Raw genomic sequence first — 19,825 nt, forward strand, 5'->3', positions numbered from 1 at the left:
TTATAACGTTTTTATTAATTCTTTAAAAAGTGTAATCATATCAGGTTCTGCTTTTCCTGCCATGGCAATAATTTCGGCAATATTTACAGGTTTGAGATTATCTGGGTCGCATTCATCTGTTAAAACTGACACTGCAGCTACTTTTAAGTTTAAATGATTTGCAACTATTATTTCTGGAACTGTGCTCATACCTACGGCATCTGTACCAATAATTTTAAGCATTTTATATTCTGCTCTGGTTTCTAATTGAGGTCCAACGACACTAGTATAAACGCCTTCGTGTAATTTAATATTATGGTCTTTAGCTATGGCTTTGAATTTAGCATTGATCTCAAGATCATAAGGCGCACTCATATCAGTAAAGCGTTCGCCTAATTCTTCAACACCTTTAAAGGCTAGAGGAGAGCTTCCTTGTAAATTAATATGGTCTTCAATTAACATCAATTCTCCTTTTTTGAAATTTAGGTTAATTGCGCCAGAAGCATTAGAAACTAATAAAGTTTTAATCCCTAGTTTCTCCATAACACGAACTGGATAGGTAACATCTTGAAGCGAATACCCTTCATAAACATGAAAACGACCTTGCATCACAAGCACTTTTTTTCCAGCTAGATTGCCATAAATGAGCTTTCCTTTATGGAATTCTACTGTGGCTGTCGGAAAATTTGGTATCTGTTTGTAACTCACTTCATGAAGAATTTCAATTTCGTCGGTTAATAAACCAAGTCCTGTTCCAAGGATGATACCAACTTCCGGGTTATCAAAACCTTTGGATTGTAGATATTCGGCTGATTCTGTTATAAGTTTAATCATGAGTTTTATACAATGGTTTAAGTTGTTCGTAATGTTTCATGTCTTCAAAAGTATCAATATCATTCAACTCTTTTAGTAAATACACATGACTATTTCGTAAATCTTTTAAGGTGTCTTTTCGCACAGTTTCGCTCCCCCAAGCTTTATTTTTAAAAACTTCAGAATGTAGTATTTTCATTCCCAAAAGATAATATCCACCATCTTCAGCAGGACCAATAACAACCTCATTAGTCTCTAGTTTTTGAAAGGCTTGTTCGATAATATCTTCACTTAAATCCAATAAATCGCTACCGATGATAATTACTTTTTCATAACCAGAATTTAATAGTTCTTCAAAGGCATTATGCATGCGTCGGCCAAGATCATTACCGGTTTGTAGTTTTTTACTGAAATAGGTATTGCTCCAAATATCATTTAGATTGATTTCGTCCGAATAAAACACATAGCGACTCGCATCTACATTTTTAGCAATATTAGCTGTATGCTGAAGCAAATACTTGTAAATATCCAAAGCAGATTGATCTCCTAGAGATTTAGCTAAACGTGTTTTGCATTTTCCTAATTCCGGGTTTCTAGCAAAAACTATTAATGCGTTTTTAGTCATTAGTTTTGATTGCTTTTTGGATATGCTTTTTTCCCTTTTTTTAACCATTTGCTCCATGTACGAGAGTACACGTGAACACTGTCTGTTGTTTTTTCTTTCGAATTATAAACATCGAAATCTTTGTTTTTCCATTCAAAAATGCCTCCATAAAGGTTTCGCACATTGGTATAGCCTGCTTTTTTTAATCTGTTGGCAATTGTTTCAGACCTCACGCCTAACGAACAATAGACAACAATAGCTTTCTTTTTATTTGGGAATTGCTTTTCAAAAGGTTCTAATTTGAAATTAGTGTAACCAACATAAATCGCATCTTTAAGGTGGCTGACTTCAAATTCATCCTGCTCTCGAGCATCTAAAATGAGCGCTTGGGTTTTTGACTTTGCCAATTCCTGAACCGAAATATATGGTACAGTATTGTTGTTGTAGCGTTTTAATATATCATCCAGTGATTCTTGAGAAAATCCAAAGAAAGAAAATAAAACAAATATGTAAAATAAGAATGTTCTCATATTAAGCAACAACACCTTGACAGCTACTTCCTGCGCCAGCAGTACAACCGTAACAATGTTGTGAAATGACGATGTTACGTCCTTCTAATAGTTCTTCGTTAAATTCTGAAATATGCCGAGATTTACTATTCACAGGCAATTCTAACATTTGATTAAAATCACAATCAAATAAATAGCCGTCCCAACTAATCGAAAGTGTATTTGTACACATAACATTCGCAACGGCAGCTGGATTATAGGCATCTACTAATTGATACATATAATCTTCATAGTTTTCGGAAGCTATTAAATAATCCAGAAAACGTGCTATTGGTAAATTTGTTATAGCAAATAAATTGTGGAATTGAATTCCGAAATCGTCCATCAATGCCTTTTTAAAGTCTTTCTCCATAGACATTTGGTCGCCTGGCAAAAAGGCTCCAGAGGGGTTGTAAACCAAGTCTAATCGCAAGTCGCTATCTGGCATTCCGTAGCCAACAGCATTGAGTTCTTGTAAGGCTTTTATAGATTTATCAAAAACACCTTCGCCACGTTGTTTGTCAGTTTTTCCTCGTGTCCAATGTGGCATTGAGCTCACGACATGAACGTTATGTTTTTTAAAGAATTCAGGTAAATCGTAATATTTTTTGTTGGCGCGAATTATTGTTAAATTGGAACGCACAATAAAATCTTTGATACCAACTTTTGAAGCTTCTTCAACAAACCATCTAAAATCTGGGTTCATTTCTGGAGCGCCACCAGTTAAATCTAAGGTATGCGCACCAGAGTTTTTGATGACTGCCAAACATAGCTTCATCGTCTCACGTGTCATTATTTCCTTTCGGTCTGGACCAGCATCAACATGGCAATGTTCGCAAACTTGATTACACATGTAACCTACGTTGATTTGTAGAATTTCCAATTTTTTTGCTTTAAGCGGAAATTGGCTAGTTTCGGAAATTTTAGCTCTAAATGTTGGTAACTCTCCATTTTGAAAAATACCGTTGGATAAGATTTCGAGTTGCCGATTGCTTTGTGCTAAATCGCTTCCTTTTTTTTGTAGGGATTGGGTCTTTAATTTCGTCATATTAATCTTAAGACAAAAGTTTCTATTTGTTATAATCTGCGTTAAGGATGGAGGCTTTGTTGGAGCTCCTCAATGAGAGCGACTGCCGAGAGCCTGACCTTCAGGTAACGCTAAAATATTAACCGTCTAATTTATTTACTTTATTCATCATCTGAACACCATGCACTAAAGTAGCGCCACTTTTTATAGCAGCACCAACGTGAATGGCTTCCATCATTTCCTCTTTGGTAACACCTCTTTGCAAACCATCTTTGGTGTAAGCATCAATACAATACGGGCATTGCTCTGTGTGTGAAACAGCTAATGCAATCAATGATTTTTCACGAGCTGTAAGTGCGCCTTCTTCAAAAACCTTTCCGTAGTAGTCAAAGAATTTATTCCCTAATTCTTCGCCCCATTCGGTGATTTTACTAAACTTTCTAAGGTCTGCAGGATCGTAATATGTTTTTGACATGTTTAAAATTTAAAGAGTTAATCTATCTACGTAAAAAGTAGATATTAAGTTTTACCACCAATATAAAAGTGCAATAACGCCAATAAATTGCTTCTTTTTAGCCATTATTTCGTTAAAAATAAAAACTGTAACTCAGGCTATGCTTTTGATTTTTGCTTCATTCTGACTTAAAGTTATCTAAATTTATTTAGCCGATATTATCCTCTTTAATAGGTATGAGTCGCTATTAATTATCAAACTTAACAGAAAATTTAGCCGAATACTAATTTATTTTTTATCACAGAAATGAAATATGGTTTGCACTAAAAAAGTCTTACTTTTAAATTCTCTTTTTGTTAAGAATGAAGAATTGGATTGAACTTTTATCAGAATTTAAAAAGGCGCAGCAACCTGTTGCTCTAATTACAGTTACAAAATGCTTAGGTTCAACACCTTGTGTTTTGGGTTCTCGCATGATTATTACCAATGATAGTGTGCTTCATGGTACCATAGGAGGCGGGAAATTAGAATTCCTAGCTACAGAAGAGGCTAAGAATGCACTTTGTGAAAATAGAATCATCGAATCCAGTTATACCTTAGGGCCAGAGTTTGAACAATGCTGTGGCGGAAAAGTAGAATTTATAATAGAACCTATGAATCAATCACCAGAACTATTTCTATTTGGCGCAGGACATATTGGTTATGAAATTGCCAAAATATTAGTCGATACGCCATTTAAAGTCAATCTTATCGATTCTCGGCACGACTGGTTTAAGACCTCAACATTGGATGACAGTATTAATTGCTGTCAAGTTGATGTAGACAACTTCAAATCCTTTAGAGATGTTGTGAAGTGGGGAAAAAACAGCTATGTATTAGTGTTGACTCATGATCATACTATCGACTTTGAGATTATCGCGATGGCACTTCAAAATGAAACTAAATTTTTAGGTTTAATAGGCAGTAAAACCAAACGCGTTCGATTTAATAATATGCTCATAAAAGAAATGAATATAGAAGAAGGAATGAGCAATGTGGTTTGCCCAATTGGATTACAAGTAGGCGGTAATACGCCTAAAGAAATTGCTATTAGTGTTGCTGCACAATTACTAGAAGTGCATTATAAGGAATGATAAAACCATTACTTCAATTTCGTGCGTCTATCCTTTAAAATTTTAGCAAACGAACGTGTTCTAATTTCATCTAAAGTTAATCCAGTTACTAATACTTCATCAATTGTAATAGCTCCACTATTTAAGGCTTTTAAGAAATAATTTAAAAGACCTTGACCAGTTGCTGCATCATCAAACGTATCGCCAATTAAAGTCGCTTGAGCTGCTTTTTCAACAAAGGTTTTTAAACGTAAAACAGCATCATCGTAACTCTCTAAAAAGAACGCATAAACAGCTGTGTAACGCATTGGTAATTGTGCAGGATTTAAATCCCAACCTTGATATAAACCTTTATATAATGAATGACGAATATGCTCATAACCTTTTAACCAAGCACGATGTACCACGTCTTTGTTTTCTTGCTCTTGAGCTTCGGTTAAATCTCCACGATGAGGTCCAATAGGCATAGTGTTAGTTGCGCCATCTGATAGCCAAATTCCTGTATGAGCTAATGCCACTTTTGTTGTATAATGCGCATAATCACAAACGTCATGATCCATTTCTTGATACGACGCTGTAATATTGTTAGAAGCCGTATAATCATAAGTTCCGAAATGAGTTGCAATACAACGTCCTTTACTTGCGGCAATAAACCGGAATAGTGGATTTGTCCCATTATGATCCATTATGGATTGTGTGGTTTCCACCATCATTTCCATTTTTAGGGTTCCAGATTCTAATTTGAAATTATCTTCAATCACTTCAAAAAAGGAGACTAATGCTATGATTTGTTCCGGAATAGTCACTTTAGGTAACATCACCACAAAATTGTTTGGTAGTTTTCCGTTTGTTTCTGTTAGTAATGTTGTTAAGAATAAATCGAGTGTTCTTTGTCCGCGATGTTTTAATTCTTCAGTAAATGGTTTAATACGAATACCAATAAATGGAGAAAGGGTTCCTTCGTTTAGCCCAATAGCGACTTGTTTTGCGGCAAAAACAGCGGTTTCATCTTCTTCTTTATCCGAACGATTACCAAAGCCATCTTCAAAATCAATTCTAAAATCTTCTACGCCTTCTTCTTCTAATTTAGCAATTACCTTTTGATAGATGTTATATGAAAATCCAGCAGGATGATTTTTTAATTCGTCCTTAGATAAACCCTTTAACTCTTTTATGAGTTTTTGTTGCTTTTTGTTTTTTGATGGTAATTTTTTACTTCCTTTTAATTTAAAAGCCTTGCCAAATTCAATAAAATTAGGCGCATAATGCAACAATGATTTTAATGCAATATTTCCTAAAACTTGCGTTGTATTAGACTTGAAAAGATTTGCGCCACCATAAACTGTATGAATAGGTTGTCTATCTTCTCTATCGCCTCTATATATTTTATTAAACGCTTGATTTGCCGTTTCTAAATCGTCAAAAATATGTGATTTTTTATCTTCTGAAATACTTAAATTCATAATGTATGCTTTATTTATTAACCTCTCGACTGCGCTTGAAGAGACAATAGTATGGTCAGTTCGAGCGCAGTCGAGACCTCATTTTTTAAAATTCTAACTTCCTCTATAGGTTGAGTATCCAAATGGATTAATTAGTAACGGAATATGATAATGGCTACTATCTGTAACTTCAAATTGTATTGAGGCTTCAGGATAAAAACCATTTTGATTATTGTTTTTATAATAGTCTGCTGTGTTAAAAGTCATCGTATAAATACCAGGAATTAAAAGTTTTCCAGGAGGTAATACATCAGGAATTCGACCATCAGCATTTGTGATACCAACACTCATGGGTTTCCAATGGTTATTGCGTAATCCTTTTAATGTAATGATCATATTTTTTGCAGGAACACCAATAGATGTGTCTAAAGCATGTGTGGTTAAATGACTGCTTAAATCAGCGTTTTTGGGTAAATCTTCAATGAGTTTAGCCAAGCGAATTACAGTAATTTTATGCTGTTCGTTCATCGCTACATGAATTTCATCTTCAATATTATGATTTAATCTTGAATTTACAATAGCCAACATTTCTTTGGCAGATTTCCCACTAGCACTTACAATAAAAATATAACCGAATTTATCTTCATAAAACTCATTTGCCTTGGCTAAAGCTTCAATCGTTTCTATATTAGCTTCGGTAACTTTTGATTGTTCATTTCCTGCCCATTCAGCTGTATGTGCAAATTTTTCTTTTAAGCTGTCTACGTTTCCAATTTTAGGATGACCAGTAAAGGCGTCTTTAAAATCTTCTATTGTGCAGTCATTATACCAAATCGATGCCGCTGTTTTAATCATTTCATTTTCAGAAGAAAAAGGTCTGCTTTGAACCATTTTATTAATCCAAGTGTTAGAGACACAGCATTGTTCTAGTTTGGAAAACGCTTCTTGGTCTGAAAATGAATTAAGTTGATTTAGTGTTATCATAATCTTTATTTTGGTGCGCCTTGATTGATCCAGCAATTAATCATATCGCGTTCTTCTTGCGTCATGCCAGTTTGATTATTATTAAACGGCATGTTTTTGCTCACTACTGTACGTTGAAAGATCTTATCTTTTAAATTATAAATCTGTTCTGCCGTGTCATACTTTACGCCATTAGGTGCTACTTTCCAAACAGCATCTGTAGGGTTTGATGAATGACAATTGGTACATCTGTTATTAATAATAGTTTGAACTTCTGTAAAGGAAACAATTTCTTGGCAATTTTCATATTTTGGAGGTGTAGGAGCAGTCATAAATGCCATACCAAATAAAATAACCACAGAAATTGGCATAACCCAAACTGAAAGTCCCCCTTTCTCACGAATGTTTAAATAATGTTTTATTCCGGCTGTTCCTAAAGTAATACCAATAAGCACTAACCATTGGTGCGTATTTCCAAAAGTACTTGGAAAATGATTGCTTATCATCACAAATAGTACTGGAAGTGTAAAGTAATTATTTGTGTATGATCTTAAAAAAGCGGCTTTTCCATCTGCAGGATTGGGTTGTAACCCTTTTTTGGCAGCGGCAACCATGCGTTTTTGTCCAGGGATTATTATAAAGAAAACATTGGCAGCCATTAAAGTTCCAAGAAAAGCTCCAAAATGAATATAAGCAGCACGACCACTAAATACTTGTGCGTAGAACCAAGCAAAAAGGAATACTAGTGCTGTTATCGCAAAAGTGAAGACTACTTTATTGTCGCTTAATCGCTTGCATATTTGGTCATATAAAACCCAGCCAATGATTAAAGAACCTATACTAATTGCTATTGCTGTAGAGGGTAAAATGTCTAAAACTTCAGGGTCGATTAAATAGGAACTTGCATTAAAATAATACACTATTGCGAGCAAACAAAATCCAGAGAGCCATGTAAAATAAGCTTCATATTTAAACCAGTGTAAATGCTTTGGGATTTTTTTAGGTGCCAATTTGTATTTTTCAACATAATAAAAACCACCACCATGAACAGCCCAAAGATTCCCGGCTAATTCATCTCTTACGTCCTCTGTTCTGTTTAATGCATTTTCTAAAAACACAAAATAGAAAGAAGCTCCAATCCAAGCGATTCCAAAGGTTATGTGGATTAACCTAACGCTCAAATTTAACCATTCAAAAAAGTGACTTTCATAAATTGTTCCTTTTAAGAATAGATACAAAATTCCAATTCCGCCAACTGAAGCAACAACAATTAAGGCATAAAACCAATTTTGAGATGTTTGAATTGCATCTGCCTTTTCATCATTTCCTTGAATTTTTAGTTCTTTGATTGAATGGTGTAACTTATAAGTAACAGCAACAATTACTGAAAAAATAACAAGCCAAGCAATAAGTAAAAATACTTCAATCATTCAATTTATTTAATAGTTCCAAGAATACGTAATCTACTAATGCCACCATCAGGATATATTTTCAACTTAACGTGCGTTACAGGTTGTTCTGTTTGTATAATCTCTTTTTCGAAATGATGTTCTTTGTCTGCTTCTAGTTTTTGCTGAGGTAATAATGGTTTCCATTCATGATTGCCACTTAGAACATCATCATCGCTATCGCAATTACAAACATCAATAGCGCAAGAATCAGGATAGTTCCCTTTAAAATGTTTGGTGTCTACTATAATTTTATGAACTGTTCCAGGGTGACCTAATCTTAAAATTACAAAATCTTCATTATTAGGTGTTCGGTTACGTTTAGTTTCCCAGCCATCTCCCATATTTTTGCCTTTGGTTGGAGAAATAAGATTATCCATAACACTAAAAAACATATCGTTGCAATGCAAAGCTTTTCCACAGTTGTTTACTAATGCCAAATCAATGATTTCTTGTGGGTTTACTTTAGACCAATCCTTATAAACTTCACCGTAAACCCTAAAGCGAGCAACGCCACCATCAGGATAAATATGAAGGCGAACATGTGTGTAAACTTTATCTGAATCAATTTCAAAAAAATGCTGACTTCCAGGGTCTAAAGGCGATTTAGGTAAAATTTCTTCCCATTCTAATTCGTCAGCTTTACTCCAGTACACATGAGAATTTCCCATATTAATAGCTTCAACAGAAGCAAAAGGAGGATGATTTCCTAAAAAGTGATTGGTATCTATATCGAAACCTTTGATTTTTCCTTCAGCACCTAGTTTAAGAATTGCCCAATCATGTCCCGAAGTTCGTTTACGTCTAGATTCCCAGCCGTCCATCCATTTTCCATGATCGGTATATTTATCTGCAATAAAAACGCCACGTCCTTCTTTGATTAGATTTTCTTTTTCAGCAAAAAAATCATCAGTAGAATACAATACTTGTCCACCAATTTTCTCAGATGCTAAATCTGTATACTGTTTTAGTTTTTCTTCTATCATCTATCTTTTAATAATAATTTTCCTTGTTGAAGTGTTTTTAACTTTGAATTCTCAACCACTTGGACACCATTAACAAATGTATGAATTACTTTTCCAAAAACCGTTTCGTTTAAGTAAGGTGTTGCTTTGTGCTTGTGATGAATAGAATTTTCTGTGATTTGAAATCTTTGAGAGTCATCCCAAACAGTAATATCGGCATCAAAATCAACAATCAAAGAACCCTTTTTATAATCTAGACTTAAAAACTCTGCTGGTTTTTTTGTGAGTAATAGGATTAATTTTTCAGTAGATAACCCTCTCCTTTTACCTTCTGAAAATAGAATTGGAAGAGTGAATTGTAATCCTGAAATCCCTCCCCAAGCCTTAAAGAAATCGCCACTTTCTAATTGTTTACGTTCTGGTGGAGCAGGAGAGTGATCGGATGCTAAAAAATTAAAACCATCGTCTAATAAAAAGTCCCAAAGTTTATCATTATTAGTGCGTTCTCTAATTGGAGGTGCACATTTGTAAACAGGTGATTCGTCTGGAATAGCTTCGGCATTAAAATATAAATAATGAGGGCAAGTTTCAACTGTCAATTTATTGGTTTCTTGCTGACGTTGCTTAATTCGTTCAATACCTTCAGAAGCCGAAAGATGTACAATATGTACTTTTATATCGAATCGTTTTTGAATATCTATAGCCAAATCAATGGCATTGGTTTCCCAATGTTGAGGTCGTGATTGTAAATATTCTTTATAGCTTTTCGAATTTGTTACTTCAGGAACATTATCATCAGTCAATTCACAATGCAGTAGTAATGGAATGTTGTATTTTTTTAGAATAGGAGCAATGGCTTCTAAATCTATTTTTGAAACATTAGGAAATTCATCAATTCCAGAATGTGTTAAAAAACCTTTGATGCCAAAAACGCCTTCATTTATTAAGTCTTCAATGTCATTTATATTTGTTGGGATAATTCCTCCATAAAATCCACAATTCACGTGTAGTTTATCTTTTGAAGTTTCTTGTTTTAGTTGGAATGCTCTTAAGTCTGTTGTAACTGGACTTGCATTAAGTGGCATTTCAATAAGTGTTGTGATTCCTCCAATGGCTGCCGCTTTTGTGGCAGTATCAAAGCCTTCCCAGTCTTCCCGTCCTGGCTCATTAATATGAACGTGAACATCAATTATACCTGGCATGACAATGAGATTTTTATAATCTAAAAAAGGAACATTTTCAATTTTATGATAGCCTTTGTAGATGTTATAAATTTTGTGGTTTTTAACATGAATGGTTGCCTCTGTAAAAAAATTGACAAGAAAGCAACGTTTGCTGTATATTAAAAATTCTGTCATAGACTAATGCTAATTATGTGATATCTGATTTCAATAAGCAATAAATTTCGCTATCCAAAAAGCGACCATCATAGTAAAAATTTTCCCGAAAACAGGCTTCTAATTTAAATCCAAACTTAAGCAAAAGCGCTTTCGAATTTTCATTTTCAATATTTACATTGGCTTCAAAACTATGAAGGTTTATATCATTAAAGCCAAAACGGATTAATGTATTAAAGGCTTCCGTCATATAACCCTTTCCCCAAAAGTCAGGATGTAAGATATAACCAATTTCGCCTCTAGAATTTTGTCTATCAATTCGCCAAATACCAAAATCACCAATGAGTTGATGACTATTTTTGTCTATAATGGTCCAAGTGATTCCTCTGTTTTCTGCAAATGCTGTATGATAACCTTCGATTCTCTTTTCTGTATCCAAAATTCGTTTCGGTATTGCAGTATCCATGTAAGTTGAAACGGCTTTGTGACTTCTCATATTTAATAGCACTTCAGCATCTTCTTTTTTATAGGCTCTATAAAATAGTCGTTCACTTTCTAATTCTGGAAATGTGTCAAAAACATATTCGTTTATTGGTGTTTCCATTTTAGTCTAAATAGGATTATTTTCATATAAACTCATCAATACCTTTTCAGGAGTCATTGGCGCATGAAACTTCAAATGGTAATTTGGATTAAACGCTTTAACCGCATTCTGAAGGGCAAAATAAGCCCCAATGCCATACATTAAAGGTGGCTCTCCTACAGCTTTAGATTTTAAGATAGCCATGTCGTTGCCATCAGTTTCTAAAGGAATTACTTCAACGTCCTTAGGAACCGAAAAAATATCTGGAATTTTATAGGTCGATAATGCATTTGAGAGTAAGCGACCTTCATCATTATAGGCAATGTCCTCCATGGTCATCCAGCCAATCCCTTGTACTAATGCACCTTCAACTTGACCTAAATCAATGCCTTCACTCATGCTTTTTCCGTAGTCATGAACGATTTTAACCGAATCAAATTCGTAAGTGCCACGAGTACAATCTACAGTGGTTGTAATGATTGCAGTTCCATAAACGTGGTAAGCAAAAGGATGCCCTTTTTCTTTGCTTTTATCAAAGTGAATCTCAGGTGTTGCATAATGAGCATTTTCAGTTAAAGCCACACGGTTCAACATGGTTTTACTGATGAGATCTGTCCAAGATAAATCTGATTTTTCATTATTGACATATACAAACTCATCTTTCAATTGAATATGTTCTTCGGAAACGTCTAAATCTTCTGAAGCTACTTTTTTCAGTCGTTCTAATAAAGCTTTACAAGCTTTCAATGTGGCTTTTCCATTTAAGTCGGCCGTAGAACTCGCAGCAGAAGGTGAGGTGTTCGCAACTCTAGTTGTATTCGTCGTTTCAATTTTAATTTTTTCAATAGGAATCGAAAACACTTGTGCTGCAATTTGCATCATTTTAGTATTGACACCTTGTCCCATTTCTACAGCAGCTGTGCTAATTCCAATACTTCCGTCGAGATAAATATGAACCAAAGCACGAGCATGATTCATTGGTGTATTGGTAAACGAAATTCCAAAAGTAATTGGCATTAAAGCCAAACCTTTCTTGAAGTTAGAATTCGCGTTGTTGAAGTCCTCAATCTCTTGTTCCAAGGCTTTAATATTGTAAATAGATTTCGCCGAATCCCATGTGTTTTTGGCTTCTACTTTTTTAGCAATTTGACCATAAGAAAAGGTGTCGTTTTCATCTAATAAATTCGTTTCCTGAATTTGTCTAGGAGATACACCTATCTCATTTGCTGCTTTTGCAATGGCAGATTCAATAACGAACATCCCTTGTGGTCCACCAAAGCCTCTAAAAGCTGTGTTAGGCGGTAAGTTGGTTTTGCAACTGATGACTGTGGTTTTTACATTCGGGACAAAATAACTATTCGTCGCATGAAACAAAGTCCGCTCAGCAATTGCAGGTGATAAATCGGCTGCAGCTCCTGAATTTTGAAGAAATTCTGCTTCGTAAGCTAAAATTTTCAAATCTTTTGATAAGCCAATTTTATAGATGCTTTCATAGGGATGTCGCTTTCCAGTCATTCGCAAATCGTCGTGACGATTCAATATCAATTTCACCGACTGGTTTAAATGATAAGTCGCCAAAGCTGCCATTACAGCCCAAGGTGTCGCTTGGTCTTCTTTGCCGCCAAATCCGCCACCAAGACGAGTGACATCAACTTCGATTTTATGCATGGCAATGCCTAAGACCTGAGCAGTAATTTTTTGAACTGCTGTAGGGCCTTGTGTTGATGAGGTGATTTTTATGGTTCCATTTTCTAGAGGTTCAGCATAAGCACCTTGAGATTCGATGTATAAATGTTCTTGTCCGTTTGAAAATGTTTCACCTTCAAAAATATACTCACAGTCATTAAATACTTTTTCAGTATCACCTAAACTAAAAGAGCGAGGCGCATTGATAAAACTCCCTTTTGCTTTTGCCTGTTTTGCTGTGGTGATGACTGGTAGTTCTTCGATCTCAATATCGATTAATTGCCTTGCCTGCCTTGCGATAAATTCAGATTCGGCAACAATTAATGCGATTGGCATTCCCCAAAAATGGACTTCATCTTCAGCAAACAAAGGTTCGTCTGGTATGATGCCACCAATTTGGTTTTTTCCAGGAACATCTTTATAGGTAAAGATACGTTCAACACCCTCCAGAGCTTCTGCTTTTGAATAATCGATATGCTTTATTTTTCCGTGAGCTTTTGGCGAATCAAAAACAACAGCGTGAAATGTGCCTTGTCTTATATTAATATCATCGACATACAAGGATTCTCCTCTCACATGCGTATACGAATCTAAGTTTTTGATGCTTTGCTTTATCGACATGGAAACCGCATCTAATTTAGACTCTAAAGCACTATTTGATTTATGTTTATGCATGCTGAACAAAGTCGTTTAAGGTGAATTGCTTCGGGAATAATTCAGTGAAATGTGCAAAGAATAATTGTCGTCCCAGTAAACGTTTATAATCACTTGTGCCACGAACATCACTTATTGGTGAAATTTCATTTTGTAGTACATTATTGGCTTCTATTATCGTTTCTGAAGACAGTGATTTTCCAATTAAAAATTTTGAAGTGTCATGCAAATACTTTGGAATAGCAGCAACGCCACCAATAGACACATGAGCTTCTGAAATGATACCGTTTTCAAGAGCCATATGAATAGCAGAATTCACACTTGCAATATCTAGATGTGTACGCTTACAAACTTTTTCAAAGTTGAAAAACGACTGTTTTGTTGGTAGTTTGAAGCTGATGTCTTTCAAAAGTTCACCTTCATTTAAATCATAATTTTTATAAGCTTGATAGAAATTCTTCAGTGGAAGGGTTCGTTCATTTCCGTCTTCATTTGTTATAGTGATATCGCTATCAAGTGCTAAAAAGAAAATGGTCATATCACCAATAGGAGAGGCATTGACCAAATTGCCACCAAAAGAAGCCATGTTTCTAATTTGCTCTGAAGAGACTAGTTTTAGATGCTTTTTTAGATTTGGAAAATAAGTATTTATTTCACTGTGATTCCATAAATCGGACACGGTTGAATTCGTTCCAATCGTGCAAACGTTATTTTCAATACTAATGCCTTTTAGATACTCTTTATCAGCAATAAGATGTACCGAATTATCTATAAAATGATCGGCTTGCTGTACATATAAATCGGTCCCGCCTGAGACATATTTTCCTTTTGGTTGATGTAAGTCTTTAGATTCTAAATCTTTTAATCGCTCAGGAATTGTAGCAAAATATTCAGGAACAAATCCGTTTTCAATTAACCAAATAAATGAATTGTCATTTTTATGTTCTTTTAATTTATGAACCACTTGATGCGCTGCTTTTTCAATGGCTTTATACCCTGTGCATCTACAGATATTTCCACTTATTGCATCAAGAGCATTGTTGTAATTTTTTTCAGAATTTGATAAGGCGAAACCTGTGAGAGATACCACAAATCCAGGTGTGCAAAATCCGCATTGTGTCGCATAATTAGCTTTCATGGCTTCTTGAGCAGTCGTCAATTTGTTTTTCAAATTGGTGCCTTCAACGGTTACAATATGCTTGCCATTCGCATTTCCTAAGGGAGAAATACAAGAGGTGATACTCTGATATTGAATAGTGTCATTTTGTAGCGTCCCAACCAAAACTGTACATGCACCACAATCACCTTCACGACAGCCTATTTTAGTTCCTGTAAGACGTTGTTCGTATCGCACAAAATCCAGTAAGGTCATCCCAGAATGTTCAGACGTTTTAATGGTTTTATTATTGAGGATGAAGGTTATCATTGACTAGTATTCAGTTTTATCTTCTTTTTTTGACCATTCTTGAAATGGCTCCAAAGCAATCTCACGAGCTAATTGTTCAAATGGGATACTTCTTTCGGCATAAGGTAACGGAATTTCCTTATAAATAAACTCGTCGTCAAAGCCAATATTAGCGGCATCTATTTGATTGCTTCCGTAGTATACTTTGTCTGGTCGTGCCCAATAAATAGCGCCTAAACACATTGGGCAAGGTTCGCAAGAGGTGTAAATGTCGCAACCATCTAATTGGAATGACCCGAGGTTTTTGCAAGCATCTCTAATCGCTGTGACTTCGGCATGTGCCGTTGGATCATTTGTTGAGGTGACTTTGTTGTTGCCTCGGCCAACAATTTTTCCGTCTTTTACTATAACGCAACCAAAGGGTCCACCTTCATTATTATTCATTCCTTTTAGAGCAGAATTAACTGCCTCTTTCATGAATTTCTCTTTATCTGTCATATTTTTATTCTGAATAATTATATTGCTATTTGAAGTGTTTCTTCAAAAATTCATTAGCATTTATAAATAACTCACAATCTATAATTTCATTTGCTGAAATTTAATTATGTAATTGCAATTTAGTCATATGGTTTTTAAGATAGTCTTCAGCTTTCTCAGCCAATTACGGTTTGATATCTTTAATGCCTTCAGCTGTCAAAAGTCCTTTGATTGTGGTTACAATACCATCAAAATCAGAACTTATTGTTAAAGTTTCCCAGCAAAATAAGTTGTTTTTATCTAATAATTCAGCAATATGTCTAATTTGTCTCCAAATTAAATCCGATTTGTTTTTATAACGTCTCTTTTTACTTGGCCAATAGATTCTAGGATTTTTTATTAGCAATGCGACGATCGTCTAACTGTAATCCAAAAATACCTTTTGACTTTGCAATACGCAAGATTTCTAGATTATAAAAATTATTATCGTCTTCTCTAAAATACTGACTTTGCTCAGAGTCTGAATTGTTTGGTTCGGCAATGGAGCGTTTGCCATTTGCTGTTCCATGACTTACAAGTTTTAGAATATCTTCATTAATATAAGTGGTTTCTAAAAGCTTATAATGCGTTGTTCTTACTCATATGCTTTACGTCTATGAGAAGACGTTTGTTTCCGGTATTGTCTAAAAGTTTGTCACTGACTTTTTTGTTTTTTGTAGGAAGAGTATTCATTTAAAGATATTCATTTTTTGTTTGTTTTGGACTTAATATGATTGAAAATCATTAGATTAGAAAACTTGGTTAACGTAAACTTATTTATGCTTTATATCGTCATCTTTATTGGTCTTTTTGCTTTTGTTGGCTATGTATTCTACAAAATGTATTCAAAAAAAACAGAGCAATTCCCAGTACATTGGCATGATATATTACTCAAGGAAGTCAAATTTTATAGGCGGCTAGAACCTAAAGAGCAGAAACGTTTTCAAAACAGAATGATGCAGTTTTTAGGGGAAGTGTATATTGATAGTGTTGATTTTGAAATTGAAGAATTAGATGAAATTTTAATCGCATCGAGTGCTGTGATTCCTGTGTTTTCGTTTGAAGAATGGCATTATCCAACAGTTAGCGGAATTATATTGTATCCAGATAGTTTTAATGAAGATTTTGAGTTTTCCGATAAGAGTAAATCTAAACAAATTGCTGGTGTGGTTGGTACAGGTCGCTTAGAAAAGAAAATGATTTTATCCAGAAAAGCCTTGTATCACGGGTTTAAGAATTCAAATGATAAACGGAATACAGCTATTCATGAGTTTGTACACCTTATTGATAAAATGGATGATAAGATAGATGGTATTCCTGAAATATTAATGCAAAATGCTTACACGATTCCTTGGTTGAAATTAGTACATGACGAAATGGAAGCTATTAACGATGATAAATCTGATATTAGAGCCTATGGTGGTACCAATCAAGCTGAATTTTTAGCAGTCGCTTCAGAATACTTTTTTGAAAATCCAAGACTCATGAAACGCAAGCATCCTGAATTGTATCAAATGATGGCGGAGTGTTTTAGGGTTAAGATTTAGTTACATGTTTCTTTTAAACCTTCAAATTAGCTTCGTGCTTCTGTATTGATTTCACAAATGGTTGCTTGGTTAATAGTTGTCCTGTAGCTGCTTTAATCGCATTGGCTAGCGCACCTCCAGCTGGTGGTAATCCTGGTTCTCCTAATCCAGTTGGTGGTAAGCCACTCTCAACAAAATACGTATTAACGATTGGTGTTTCGTTCATTCTAATTAAGCGATAGGTATTAAAGTTAACATCTTGAGGTTTTCCATTTTTAAAAGAAAAGTCGCCATACATCGCGTGACCAATGCCATCAATGACACCGCCTTCAATTTGATTTTTTGCGCCTGTTGGGTTCACTACAATTCCGCAATCGACTGCAACCGTAACTTTCTCCACTAATGGTAAGCCGTTTTTGAGTGTGATATCAACGACTTCTGCGACATGTGTATTATGACTATAGTAAGCCGCGAATCCTTGATGTACACCTTGTTTGGTTTTTCCCCAATTGCTTTTTTCTGCAGCGAGTTTAATGGTATCTATCATACGTTTTGCTGAATATTGAATATTTGAATCTTCACCATCCTTGACATTCTTGAGTAAGTCTAAACGTAATTGTATTGGATCTGTTTCAAGAAGTTCAGCAAGCTCATCAAAAAAGCTTTGTTCAGCAAAGGCTAAAAAGTTTGTATAAGGTGCACGCCATGCACCTGTGGTGATATTACTTTGGTAATTAGCCGTGTCTACCTGATAATTCTCTATGGCTCCAGCTGGAAAAAAGTGCGGAATTAAACCGTACATATTTGAGTTGACAGCAGCTTCCTTTAAATGATATCCAGAGATTTTGCCATCTTTTATAGCTGCCGCAATTTTGTACTTAATAGCTGGTCGATAAACGCCTAATGACATATCATCTTCTCTGGTAGAAATCAACTTAACAGGTTGTTTAATCTTGTCGGCAATTTCGGCTACTTCATAAACAAAATCACCATAGAGGCGTCTTCCAAAGCCTCCGCCCATACGCGTCATATCTACATGTACATCTTCAAGATTGCGATTTAATAATGAAGCTACAACCTTTGCTGCTGCTTCTGGAGTTTGTATAGGACCAACTAAATGCACTTTTTCATTTGTAACATCAGCGAAAAAATTCATAGGCTCCATACAGTTATGGGGTAAGAAAGGCGATTCGTAAACCCGCTCAAGAACTTTATCAGCACTTGCAAAAGCTTGTTTTACATTACCATCCGACCTCATGGTATTAAATTCTTTTCCATTTAGCAAATCATTCAATTTCTTATCATGCATCTCAGTGCTCTCAGCCAAGGAATTATCTTTCCATATGGCTTTTAAGGCATTTTTCCCCTTTATAGCATCCCAAGTGGTTTTTCCAATCACTACGACTTTATCTGTTTCGCTTAAACGCACACTCCAATGTGCAGATCGGTCAAAACTGTCTTGATTTAAATAGTTTCTCGCCTTTTCTCCAATAGTAATTACATCAATAACACCTGGCAAGGCTTTTGCCTGGGAAGCATCATATGATTCTAAAATTTGCCCAAAAGCAGGAGGTCTCAGTACAGCGGCATACAACATTCCATCAACCTTATAATCTAAACCAAATAATGGTTTGCCAGTTATGATTTTATCGATATCGACATTAACAACGTCTTTGCCAATTATTTTATAATCTGTAGTTGCTTTTAAAGTGATATCTTCTGGAACTTCAAGTTGGGCAGCATCATTTACAACATCACCATAGCCGAGTTTGTCGCCATTAGCATTTTTTATTATACCATCGGAAGCAGAACATGAAGAGGCATTAACACCCCATTTTGCAGCTGCCGCATTGATGAGCATGTGTTTAGCTGTTGCTCCAGTTTGACGTAAAGCATCCCATCCAAACCTAATCGATTGACTACCTCCAGCAACTTGTCTGCTAAAATTGGTAGTATCTAAAGCACCTTGTTCAACGGTTACATGTTCCCATGGAACGTCTAGTTCTTCGGCGATAATCATTGGCATCGATGTTTTTACACCTTGGCCAATTTCAGGATTAGGAGAGAAAATAGTCACGTAGCCGTTTTCAGCAATCTTTATAAAGGCATTGAAATCTTTAAAGTTTAATTTTGAAATGTCAACTGGAGGAACGACAGTGTCTTCACAAGATGTAAAGAAGTTAAATCCAATTAAGAGTCCGCCAGAGGCAAGCGCAGAAGTACGAATGAAATTACGTCTGCTAAAAGTAAATTTATTTTGGTTTTCCATGAGTTTTTAGCTTAAGACATTTTTTTAGCAGCTAATGCGACTGCTTTTTCTATTCGGTTATAACTTGCGCATCTGCATAAATTGCCATTCATGGCATTTCTAATTTCTTCGGTATTGGGATTCGGATTTTGTTTCAAAAACGATGTTGCTGTCATGATTTGACCAGCCTGACAGTAACCACATTGCGGTACGTCTAGCTCTTTCCAAGCCTCTTGTACTGGATGTAATTTATCGTTTGCCAGCCCTTCGATAGTTGTAATGTTGGCACCTTCCAGGCTCGCTACAGGAATTGAGCAACTCCTAACGGCAATGCCATCGAGGTGAACTGTACAAGCGCCGCATTGTGCGATTCCACATCCAAACTTGGTGCCTACCAAATTGAGTTCGTCACGAAGCACCCAAAGTAAAGGTGTGTCTTCGTCAACAGTTACAGTAAGTGCTTTTCCATTAATCTTTAAATTATAATTTGCCATAGACTATAGACTTATATGTTG

At 35.3% G+C, this 19,825-nt stretch carries 19 protein-coding genes; 2 read left to right on the plus strand and 17 right to left on the minus strand.

Annotated elements, in window-relative coordinates; genetic code table 11:
• The 5 genes from V7719_RS01800 to V7719_RS01820 all read right to left on the minus strand — a co-directional run bounded on the left by V7719_RS01800 (nt 1) and on the right by V7719_RS01820 (nt 3,446).
• Nucleotides 1–813: a purine-nucleoside phosphorylase gene (locus tag V7719_RS01800; RefSeq protein WP_335728144.1), complete on the minus strand. Its 813-nt coding sequence runs from the start codon at nt 811–813 to the stop codon at nt 1–3.
• Nucleotides 806–1,417, minus strand: a complete 612-nt coding sequence (locus tag V7719_RS01805; protein WP_335728145.1) for a TIGR04282 family arsenosugar biosynthesis glycosyltransferase — start codon at nt 1,415–1,417, stop codon at nt 806–808. Before V7719_RS01805 ends, V7719_RS01800 begins: the two co-directional genes overlap by 8 nt.
• Complete coding sequence (locus tag V7719_RS01810) at nt 1,417–1,926, minus strand: rhodanese-like domain-containing protein (RefSeq protein ID WP_335728146.1); 510 nt, start codon at nt 1,924–1,926, stop codon at nt 1,417–1,419. Before V7719_RS01810 ends, V7719_RS01805 begins: the two co-directional genes overlap by 1 nt.
• A gap of 1 nt (nt 1,927) precedes the next feature.
• Nucleotides 1,928–2,992, minus strand: a complete 1,065-nt coding sequence (gene arsS, locus V7719_RS01815; protein WP_335728147.1) for an arsenosugar biosynthesis radical SAM (seleno)protein ArsS — start codon at nt 2,990–2,992, stop codon at nt 1,928–1,930.
• 118 nt (nt 2,993–3,110) lie between these two features.
• Nucleotides 3,111–3,446 carry an arsenosugar biosynthesis-associated peroxidase-like protein gene (locus V7719_RS01820; protein WP_335728148.1) on the minus strand — a complete coding sequence of 112 codons (336 nt, stop codon included), beginning with the start codon at nt 3,444–3,446 and terminating at the stop codon, nt 3,111–3,113.
• Between the two features lie 341 nt (nt 3,447–3,787).
• Here V7719_RS01820 and xdhC point away from each other — a divergent pair, with 341 nt between their 5' ends.
• Entirely contained in the window at nt 3,788–4,558 is a 771-nt protein-coding gene (xdhC, locus tag V7719_RS01825; RefSeq protein WP_335728149.1) for a xanthine dehydrogenase accessory protein XdhC, read from the plus strand.
• An 8-nt stretch (nt 4,559–4,566) separates the two neighbouring features.
• Here the strand turns inward: xdhC and V7719_RS01830 are convergent, their stop codons facing one another.
• The 10 genes from V7719_RS01830 to V7719_RS01875 all read right to left on the minus strand — a co-directional run bounded on the left by V7719_RS01830 (nt 4,567) and on the right by V7719_RS01875 (nt 15,903).
• The gene (locus V7719_RS01830; RefSeq protein ID WP_335728150.1) at nt 4,567–6,000 is read right to left on the minus strand and encodes a DUF6986 family protein; all 1,434 of its coding nucleotides are present in this window, start codon (nt 5,998–6,000) and stop codon (nt 4,567–4,569) included.
• Between the two features lie 93 nt (nt 6,001–6,093).
• Nucleotides 6,094–6,963 (minus strand): 2-oxo-4-hydroxy-4-carboxy-5-ureidoimidazoline decarboxylase, encoded by an 870-nt coding sequence (gene uraD / locus V7719_RS01835; RefSeq protein ID WP_335728151.1) that lies wholly within the window; start codon nt 6,961–6,963, stop codon nt 6,094–6,096.
• Nucleotides 6,964–6,968: 5 nt separating this feature from the next.
• Nucleotides 6,969–8,372: a urate hydroxylase PuuD gene (locus tag V7719_RS01840; protein WP_335728152.1), complete on the minus strand. Its 1,404-nt coding sequence runs from the start codon at nt 8,370–8,372 to the stop codon at nt 6,969–6,971.
• 5 nt (nt 8,373–8,377) lie between these two features.
• A complete protein-coding gene (alc, locus tag V7719_RS01845; RefSeq protein ID WP_335728153.1) occupies nt 8,378–9,376 on the minus strand; it encodes an allantoicase in 999 nt (332 codons plus the stop codon).
• Nucleotides 9,373–10,713, minus strand: coding sequence for an allantoinase AllB (gene allB / locus V7719_RS01850; protein WP_335728154.1), 1,341 nt, complete (start codon nt 10,711–10,713; stop codon nt 9,373–9,375). Before allB ends, alc begins: the two co-directional genes overlap by 4 nt.
• Nucleotides 10,714–10,726: 13 nt before the next feature.
• Complete coding sequence (locus tag V7719_RS01855; protein ID WP_335728155.1) at nt 10,727–11,296, minus strand: GNAT family N-acetyltransferase; 570 nt, start codon at nt 11,294–11,296, stop codon at nt 10,727–10,729.
• Nucleotides 11,297–11,302: 6 nt separating this feature from the next.
• Nucleotides 11,303–13,636 (minus strand): xanthine dehydrogenase molybdopterin binding subunit, encoded by a 2,334-nt coding sequence (locus tag V7719_RS01860; RefSeq protein WP_335728156.1) that lies wholly within the window; start codon nt 13,634–13,636, stop codon nt 11,303–11,305.
• Nucleotides 13,629–15,041, minus strand: coding sequence for an FAD binding domain-containing protein (locus V7719_RS01865; RefSeq protein WP_335728157.1), 1,413 nt, complete (start codon nt 15,039–15,041; stop codon nt 13,629–13,631). The genes V7719_RS01860 and V7719_RS01865 overlap by 8 nt, the downstream gene beginning before the upstream one ends.
• A gap of 3 nt (nt 15,042–15,044) precedes the next feature.
• Nucleotides 15,045–15,518 (minus strand): nucleoside deaminase, encoded by a 474-nt coding sequence (locus V7719_RS01870; protein ID WP_335728158.1) that lies wholly within the window; start codon nt 15,516–15,518, stop codon nt 15,045–15,047.
• A gap of 163 nt (nt 15,519–15,681) precedes the next feature.
• Nucleotides 15,682–15,903, minus strand: coding sequence for a hypothetical protein (locus tag V7719_RS01875; RefSeq protein WP_335728159.1), 222 nt, complete (start codon nt 15,901–15,903; stop codon nt 15,682–15,684).
• 412 nt (nt 15,904–16,315) lie between these two features.
• Between V7719_RS01875 and V7719_RS01880 the strand changes: the two genes are divergently transcribed.
• Complete coding sequence (locus tag V7719_RS01880; RefSeq protein WP_442969042.1) at nt 16,316–17,083, plus strand: zinc-dependent peptidase; 768 nt, start codon at nt 16,316–16,318, stop codon at nt 17,081–17,083.
• 13 nt (nt 17,084–17,096) lie between these two features.
• Here V7719_RS01880 and V7719_RS01885 read toward each other — a convergent pair whose 3' ends face one another.
• Nucleotides 17,097–19,331, minus strand: a complete 2,235-nt coding sequence (locus tag V7719_RS01885) for a xanthine dehydrogenase family protein molybdopterin-binding subunit (RefSeq protein ID WP_335728160.1) — start codon at nt 19,329–19,331, stop codon at nt 17,097–17,099.
• Nucleotides 19,332–19,342: 11 nt separating this feature from the next.
• Nucleotides 19,343–19,804 carry a (2Fe-2S)-binding protein gene (locus V7719_RS01890; RefSeq protein WP_335728161.1) on the minus strand — a complete coding sequence of 154 codons (462 nt, stop codon included), beginning with the start codon at nt 19,802–19,804 and terminating at the stop codon, nt 19,343–19,345.
• Nucleotides 19,805–19,825 lie beyond the last annotated feature (21 nt).

The sequence above is a fragment of the Psychroserpens sp. genome, from assembly GCF_036960315.1.
Lineage (GTDB): Bacteria > Bacteroidota > Bacteroidia > Flavobacteriales > Flavobacteriaceae > Psychroserpens.

Coding starts and splice junctions, on each gene's coding strand:
- V7719_RS01810 (WP_335728146.1), bottom strand. CDS start 1,926: ATGAGAACATTCTTATTTTACATATTTGTTTTATTTTCTTTCTTTGGA.
- V7719_RS01805 (WP_335728145.1), bottom strand. CDS start 1,417: ATGACTAAAAACGCATTAATAGTTTTTGCTAGAAACCCGGAATTAGGA.
- uraD (WP_335728151.1), bottom strand. CDS start 6,963: ATGATAACACTAAATCAACTTAATTCATTTTCAGACCAAGAAGCGTTT.
- V7719_RS01840 (WP_335728152.1), bottom strand. CDS start 8,372: ATGATTGAAGTATTTTTACTTATTGCTTGGCTTGTTATTTTTTCAGTA.
- allB (WP_335728154.1), bottom strand. CDS start 10,713: ATGACAGAATTTTTAATATACAGCAAACGTTGCTTTCTTGTCAATTTT.
- V7719_RS01870 (WP_335728158.1), bottom strand. CDS start 15,518: ATGACAGATAAAGAGAAATTCATGAAAGAGGCAGTTAATTCTGCTCTA.
- V7719_RS01855 (WP_335728155.1), bottom strand. CDS start 11,296: ATGGAAACACCAATAAACGAATATGTTTTTGACACATTTCCAGAATTA.
- V7719_RS01885 (WP_335728160.1), bottom strand. CDS start 19,331: ATGGAAAACCAAAATAAATTTACTTTTAGCAGACGTAATTTCATTCGT.
- V7719_RS01890 (WP_335728161.1), bottom strand. CDS start 19,804: ATGGCAAATTATAATTTAAAGATTAATGGAAAAGCACTTACTGTAACT.
- V7719_RS01800 (WP_335728144.1), bottom strand. CDS start 813: ATGATTAAACTTATAACAGAATCAGCCGAATATCTACAATCCAAAGGT.
- V7719_RS01860 (WP_335728156.1), bottom strand. CDS start 13,636: ATGCATAAACATAAATCAAATAGTGCTTTAGAGTCTAAATTAGATGCG.
- V7719_RS01880 (WP_442969042.1), top strand. CDS start 16,316: ATGCTTTATATCGTCATCTTTATTGGTCTTTTTGCTTTTGTTGGCTAT.
- V7719_RS01865 (WP_335728157.1), bottom strand. CDS start 15,041: ATGATAACCTTCATCCTCAATAATAAAACCATTAAAACGTCTGAACAT.
- V7719_RS01820 (WP_335728148.1), bottom strand. CDS start 3,446: ATGTCAAAAACATATTACGATCCTGCAGACCTTAGAAAGTTTAGTAAA.
- xdhC (WP_335728149.1), top strand. CDS start 3,788: ATGAAGAATTGGATTGAACTTTTATCAGAATTTAAAAAGGCGCAGCAA.
- V7719_RS01830 (WP_335728150.1), bottom strand. CDS start 6,000: ATGAATTTAAGTATTTCAGAAGATAAAAAATCACATATTTTTGACGAT.
- arsS (WP_335728147.1), bottom strand. CDS start 2,992: ATGACGAAATTAAAGACCCAATCCCTACAAAAAAAAGGAAGCGATTTA.
- alc (WP_335728153.1), bottom strand. CDS start 9,376: ATGATAGAAGAAAAACTAAAACAGTATACAGATTTAGCATCTGAGAAA.